This window comes from Campylobacter sp. RM9333 (assembly GCF_020137705.1).
GTDB lineage: Bacteria > Campylobacterota > Campylobacteria > Campylobacterales > Campylobacteraceae > Campylobacter_E.
Genome location: NZ_JACGAY010000016.1, coordinates 38,226 through 45,084, shown reverse-complemented (window position 1 = coordinate 45,084; position 6,859 = coordinate 38,226). Strand labels below are relative to the sequence as shown.

The window sequence follows — 6,859 nt, the reverse complement described above, 5'->3', positions numbered from 1 at the left end:
AATCTTACTTAAAATCTCTTCCATACTTTCACGAGTGCTAGTGCCTTTTACTTCTATGGCTTCAAAATCATCTTTTTTATTATCAAGTATTGTATGATTTTCTTTTATAGCTTTTAATCTTTTGCACTCACTTATAAAATCTTTAACGCTAATATTTTTATCACATAATAATTTTAAAATATCACTATCATTAATATTATTAAGACTTTCATCAATGTATTCATTATTAATCTTAAAATCTTTTAAAAACTCTCTTAGTTCTTTTTTATCTTCAGGGTTAAAAAAATCACTAAAAGCTCTTTGATAAATATTACTTACTTTGTATTCTTGCATTACTCTTAATTTTAAATTAAGCTTGGTTTTTAGATTGCCTAAATTAGTCCCATCATCAACAAAAGTTTCATCAAAATCGCTAAAAGCTGAATTATAAATTAAATTAGACATTTGATTTATGTTATATTTTAAATCTTTTAAAGCTTCATTATAATCACTATTTAAATTCTTTAAAGCTTCTTTGATTGTATAGGCTTTCTTTGGCAAATAATCATCTCTTATAAATGTATTATTTAAATCATTTAATAAGTTTTCATCTAAATTAAGATTTTTGATATATTGCTCTCTTACACTATCAATTGTGCTTTGATTACGCTCTTTTACATTGTAATTAATTATTGCTTCACGCTTTAAAATATTATAAAAGTGATTATAGTTTGATATTTGCATTTTAAACCCCCGTTATTTTTCTATATCGGTAGGTTTAAAAAAAATATTAATGGTTATTAAATTCTTATAAAAATTTATATAAAATTTATATATAAACTTATTGATAATAACAAACAAAAATTAGGCAATAATATTTAAACCTTAATTTATTATTAAATTTTAACATTAATTATACAATCAAAAAATATACTCATTAAAATCTAAATCAAAGGTTTTATATGAATAGAAGAGTATTTATTACAACCACATTAGCTTCATCAAGTTATGCTTTTAGTCTAAAAAATAATGGTATAGATAAAAAAGATAAAAGATATATAGGAGATAGCAAAAAACGCTATGCAATGCTAATTGACCTTAGAAAATGTATCGGCTGTCAAGCTTGCACTGCTGCTTGTATCAATGAAAATCAAGTCCCCCACGAACAATTTAGAACATTTGTTACTGAATATGAATTAAGTAAAAGCGATGAAGTATTTAAGGCATTTTTGCCAGAACTTTGTAATCATTGCGAAAATCCACCTTGCGTAAGCGTTTGCCCTACAGGAGCAACTTTTAAAAGAGAAGATGGAATAGTATTAGTAGATAATGAAATATGCTGGGGTTGTAGTTACTGCGTAAATGCCTGTCCTTATGATAAAAGATTTATTAATAAAAATACAAAAGTAGCTGATAAATGCACTTTTTGTGTGCATTTAATAGATAATAATGAATTACCAGCTTGTGTTCAAACCTGTGTTGGTAGGGCTAGAATTTTTGGCGATTTAAATGATAGTTCAAGTGAAATTTCACAAATATTAAAAGATTATCCAACAAGTGTTTTAAAGCAAAATTTTGGGACTAAACCACAAGTTTTTTATATTAATTTAGACAATGAATTAAATGAAATCAATCCTAATCATAAAATGTTTCAAGATATTTCAAAAGAATTTGATTTGGCTTTAGAAGAAGAATGGAGAATAAAATGAGTGCTGTAGTTTTAGAAGGTTTTAGCGTTCAGCGAACTTGGGCTTTAGATGTAGTAAATGATTTTTTCATAGCAGGAGCTAGTTTTGGAGCGTTTTTATGTGCTAGTTTATATTTAGTATTTGGATTGAAAAACTACAAAAATATCGCCCTATTTTCAATGATAATTTCTTTTGTTTGCTTATGTGCAATTCCTTTTAATTTAATTGATGATTTAAAACAACCTAGCAGAGTTTTTGAAATCTTTTTAAATGGCTGGGGCAATCTACCAACTTCAGCTATGAAAATAGGAATTATATTACTTATAACCTACCCTATTTTACTAATACTATTAGCATATAAGCATATTAACAATAAAAATACTAAAAAATTAGGAATAATCACACTTATTGTATCTTTTTGCATTCCTTTATACACTGGATATATTTTAGGAACAAGTGTTGGAGTTAGTTTTTGGAATACACCTGTTTTACCACTTTTATTTGCTGCAAATGGCGGTGTAGGCGGTGTTGGAATATGTGCTTTAGTCTTATTTGTATATTCAAAAATCATAAATTATAAAATCAATCTTTTTATCTTTATAAGACTTGCTAGTGCTTTAATAGTATGTGATTTATTATTAAGATTATTTTGGTTTAGCTTTATGCTTGGTTTTAATAAAGAAATTAAAGAGCTATATCAATATGTATTTATGGCTAGATTTTATGAGATTTTCATACTTGAGTTTTGCTTAATTTTTATTATTTTAATAAATCTTTTTACAAGATTAAAAAACAATCAATTCTTTTTATTACTTGCATTTTTATCTATGATAATTTATAGCTTTAGCTTTAAATTTAATGTAGTTTTTGCAGGAAATTCTATGCCAAAAATTATGAGTGGATTTTTAACATACACACCAAAAATCTTAGGTAGTGATAGTTTAGGTTCTGTATTTGGCAATTGGCTAATTTGCATAAGTTTGTTTTGTCTTTTAGTAAGCATATTAGAAAAACAAATAAAAGGAGAATTAAGTGAGTAGAAGAAAGTTTTTAATAGCATCAGGGATAACAGGCGTAGCAGGGGCTTATTTTTACAATGAAACAATACAAAAAATCATAAAACCACAAACAAAAACAAACGATAGCATATATGCAAATAGCCTAAATCCACAAATCGGCAAGTATTATTCAAGTGTTTGTAATGGTTGCGTTACTCATTGTGGTGTTAGGGTAAAAGTATTAGATAATAAGGTTTTAAAAGTTATTGGCAATCCATATAGTTTATTATCAAGCGACCCTTGGCTTAATATGAATACTAGTATAAAAGATAGTTATTTACTCACAAATCAAGGCAAAATCCATTCAAGTGTTTGTGCTAGGGGTAATTTAGTATTTGATAAATTAAATGATAAAGCAAGGGTAACTAAAATACTAAAAAGAGTTGGAAAAAGGGGAGAAAATAAATGGCAAAGTATTGAGCCTGATAAATTTTTAGATGAGATAGTAAATGGCGGAGATTTATTTAATGAAGGCTATGTAAAAGGATTTAAAGAAGTTTATAATCATACTGATTTAATAGATGAAAATGCTCCTGAATTTGGAAAGAAAGCAAATGGATTATGTATAATCGCAACAGGCGATGAAGGAAGAAAGAATTTCTTTCAAGAAAGATTTCAAAAATCATTCGGAACTATCAATTTTCACGGACACACAGCAACTTGCGGTCTTTCTATGAGAGCTGGAATGGCTGCTTTTTTAAATGATTTTGATAAATACCCACACTTAAAACCTGATTTTGATAATTGCGAGTTTTTGATTAATTTCGCAAGTGCTCCTGCTCAAGCTGGAAATCCTTTCAAAAGACAAGGATTAAAAATAGCAAATAGAAAAAGCAATAATTTAGAATACGCAACAATAACCCCAATACTTACAAATTCTACTTCAAGTGCATCTAGCGTAGGAAAATGGATTGCTATAAAGCCTGGTGGGGATTTGTTTTTAGCATTAGCCTTATTACAAGATGTAATAAATCAAAAAATTTATGATGAAGAATATTTATCTTATACTAATTTAAATGAAAACAATGTAAGTTTTTCTAATGCTGCTTATTTAGTTGTTGAAGATGATTATAAAAACTATAAAAAAGGAGAATTTTTAAGAATTAATAATGAAATTATGGTTATTAACGAGCAAGGATTAATAAGTGCAAAAGATTGTAAAAAAGCTAATATTTATTATGATGGAATAATAACTTTAGATGATGAAGCAATAAAGGTTAAAACAAGTTTTATCAAATTAAAAGAAAGTGTCAATTCAAATTCTTTAGATGATTTGTTGCAAAATAGTGGCGTTAGTAAAAAAGATTATGAATATTTATTAGAAAAAATCAAAAAATATAAAAATAAAGTAGCATTTGACTTGCACGGCGGGACTATGCAAACTAATGGATTTTATACAGCTTATGCTATTTTAGAATTAGTTGGTTTGCTTGGGAATTTAAATAAAATTGGTGGAATGAGTGCTGGTGGGGGTAAATATAATGATTTGTCAGGAGAATTTGAATTAGCAAAATATAAAGGCAAAATTAAACCTAGTGGAATTAGGGTTGATAAAACTAAAAAACCTTATGAAGCAACTAGCGAATATAAAAACAAAATCAAAAACAACGAAAACCCTTATCCATCAAAACTACCTTGGTATCCACTAACTAATGCAATTTGCACCGACGCAATCACAAATGCTGCATTAAAATATCCTTACGGAATAGATATATTGCTTTCTTGGAATGCTAATATTGCTTATGCTAGTAATATGAATAATGTTAAAAATTCTTTAAAAGATAGCTCTAAAATACCATTATTCATAGCAATTGACCCATTTATAAACGAAACAAGTATGTTTGCTGATTATATAGTTCCTGATAGCGTTATGTATGAGACTTGGGGCGTTGTTAATCCTTGGGGTGGTGCTTTGAGTAAAGCTAGTCATTTTAGATTTCCTATTTTAAATTCTCCTAATGTTAAATTTAGCAATAATGAAAGCGTATGTATGGATAGCTTTATAATTGAATTAGGCAAAAAATTAGGCTTAGCAGGATTTGGCAAAAACGCAATTAGCGATAGTGAAGGTAATTTATTTGACCTTGATAAGCCGAGTGATTATTATTTAAGAAGTTTTATAAATGTTACGCTTGATGGTGGATTTGATTATGAAATAAACGAAGATGAGATAAAGGACTTACCATTCATTCAAGAATTAAAAGAAATTAGCCCAAAACACTATAAAAAAGCTTTATTTTGTATGGCAAGGGGTGGAAAATTTGAAAGCAAAAACAAAGCATATAACAAAAACGCCTTAGCAAAAACATACAAAAAAGAAGTAGCTATTTATAACGAAGATTTAGCACTTACTAAGGATTCTTTAACTGGGAAAAATTATAGTGGAGTTCCTTATTTTGTAAAACAAAGATTTAAAAACAATACCACATTAGATGAGTTAAATCTAAAAGCCTTTTCGTATAAATCAAATATATATTCAAGTTTAGTTGCTGCTAGTTCAAAACTAACTCATTTAAGATATTCAAACTACATTGAATTACACGAAGATACAGCAGCAAAACTAGGTCTTAAAGATAAGGATTTAATCAAAGTTATAAGAGATGATAAAAAAATAATAGGAATATTAAAAACTAGAAAAGGAATTCATAAAGAAGCAGTAGGAATTGAGCATTCTCGTGCTAGGCGTGGCGAAGGTGCTAGTGATTTTTATATTGATGGGAAATTAATTGCTAAAAATATTTCAAAAAGAACAGGCGTTAGCATCTCAAATATAATACCTGATGATACTATTCGTGGAGAAAATGCCTTAATTAGTGATTTTGTCGTAGGCTCTGTAGCAAGGCAAGGATTTGGCGTAATTATAGAAAAAATCTCAAGCTTAGGTTAAAGAATTTGAACTGATTAAATTATTTATCCTAAATAAACTATAATCCTTTAAATAAATATTAAAGGATTATTTATGATACACGATATAAGTGCTAGTAAAAATATGCCGATAGCTTGGAAAATTGATGTTAAAAAGCACGAGCTAACAGAAAAAGAGCTAAAAGATTTAAATTATCAAATAAATAAAAATATTTTTGAGATAAAGACTAATAAAGAGCAAGATTACAATGTATTTTTTAAATTTGATGGTGATAATATAGGTGTAAAAATAAATGAAAAAAATCTAAATAGATTAAAAGAATTTTTTGATAGCGATAATTTCATTGCTAATAATAAAGGCACTATTTTAGATAAAGACGCAGCAAGCTTTGTCGCTGGATGGTTTAGCAATATTGCTTATAGAGAAAATCTCTTAGCAGCTGATATTAATAACGATGGAGAATTAACGGGCAAGGAATTTAAATATACATTTACGGTATTTAGCGAAGCAGCCGAAATAGTAGTAAATGAAAAGACACTTGAAGAAGAAATAATCTCAAGTGCAATCATAGGCACATATTTACCTAGTATGGTAGCTTTGCCAGAGGGCGAGAGTATGGATATTAGTAAGGCTTTAAATATTAGTTTAAATGATGATAAAAACCTTGATGGAATAATAACATTTGGCGAATATTTAGGAGCTGATGGTAAAAATAAAATTCATAAATATACAGCTGATTGTAAGTCAAGTGATGAGCGAATTAAAATTGATAGTGGTAATATTTATAAAATTATGAATATAGATAAATTCAAAGAAAAGGAATTAGAAGAATTAAAAAAATTAGCAGCCTTAGCAAAGCTAAAAAATCAAGGCCTAAAAAGTCTAACAAATGATGAAAAGAAACTCTTAAAAGACTTTAGTCTTAATCTTAAAATCAGTGAAAATAAATTAGAAGAATTAGTCGCAAATGATAAATTAGATGATTTTATAGATTTTACGAAAGAATTTAAAAAAGATTTAAGCGATACAAAATTAATTGATATTAAGGTTTAATTTTTTATTTTTAATTAATTGTTACTAAAAGTTACAATATATCAAAACATTAAATAAAATAATAATAGTATTAATTAAAATCAAATTATAATAATTCAAATCATTTTTTAATGTATTAACCTAATTTGCATTACGAATGTTAGTGCATATTTTAAAAAGTATTAGTGCTTTAATATTGCTTTTTAAGTGTAAAAAATAGCTATATGATTTTAAAA

Annotated in this window: 5 protein-coding genes; 4 read left to right on the top strand and 1 reads right to left on the bottom strand. The window is 27.1% G+C overall.

What is annotated here, in order from left to right; genetic code table 11:
* Positions 1–723: hypothetical protein (locus AVBRAN9333_RS06615; RefSeq protein WP_336609645.1), on the bottom strand; the 723-nt coding region annotated here is incomplete at its 3' end.
* 218 nt (positions 724–941) lie between these two features.
* Here AVBRAN9333_RS06615 and dsrO point away from each other — a divergent pair.
* The 4 genes from dsrO to AVBRAN9333_RS06595 all read left to right on the top strand — a co-directional run bounded on the left by dsrO (position 942) and on the right by AVBRAN9333_RS06595 (position 6,644).
* Positions 942–1,688 (top strand): sulfate reduction electron transfer complex DsrMKJOP subunit DsrO, encoded by a 747-nt coding sequence (dsrO, locus tag AVBRAN9333_RS06610; RefSeq protein WP_214119706.1) that lies wholly within the window; start codon positions 942–944, stop codon positions 1,686–1,688.
* Positions 1,673–2,707, top strand: coding sequence for an NrfD/PsrC family molybdoenzyme membrane anchor subunit (gene nrfD / locus AVBRAN9333_RS06605; RefSeq protein WP_336609644.1), 1,035 nt, complete (start codon positions 1,673–1,675; stop codon positions 2,705–2,707). Before dsrO ends, nrfD begins: the two co-directional genes overlap by 16 nt.
* Positions 2,700–5,612 carry a tetrathionate reductase subunit TtrA gene (locus tag AVBRAN9333_RS06600; RefSeq protein WP_336609643.1) on the top strand — a complete coding sequence of 971 codons (2,913 nt, stop codon included), beginning with the start codon at positions 2,700–2,702 and terminating at the stop codon, positions 5,610–5,612. The genes nrfD and AVBRAN9333_RS06600 overlap by 8 nt, the downstream gene beginning before the upstream one ends.
* Positions 5,613–5,684: 72 nt before the next feature.
* Positions 5,685–6,644, top strand: a complete 960-nt coding sequence (locus AVBRAN9333_RS06595) for a hypothetical protein (protein ID WP_336609642.1) — start codon at positions 5,685–5,687, stop codon at positions 6,642–6,644.
* The last annotated feature ends 215 nt before the right edge of the window (positions 6,645–6,859 follow it).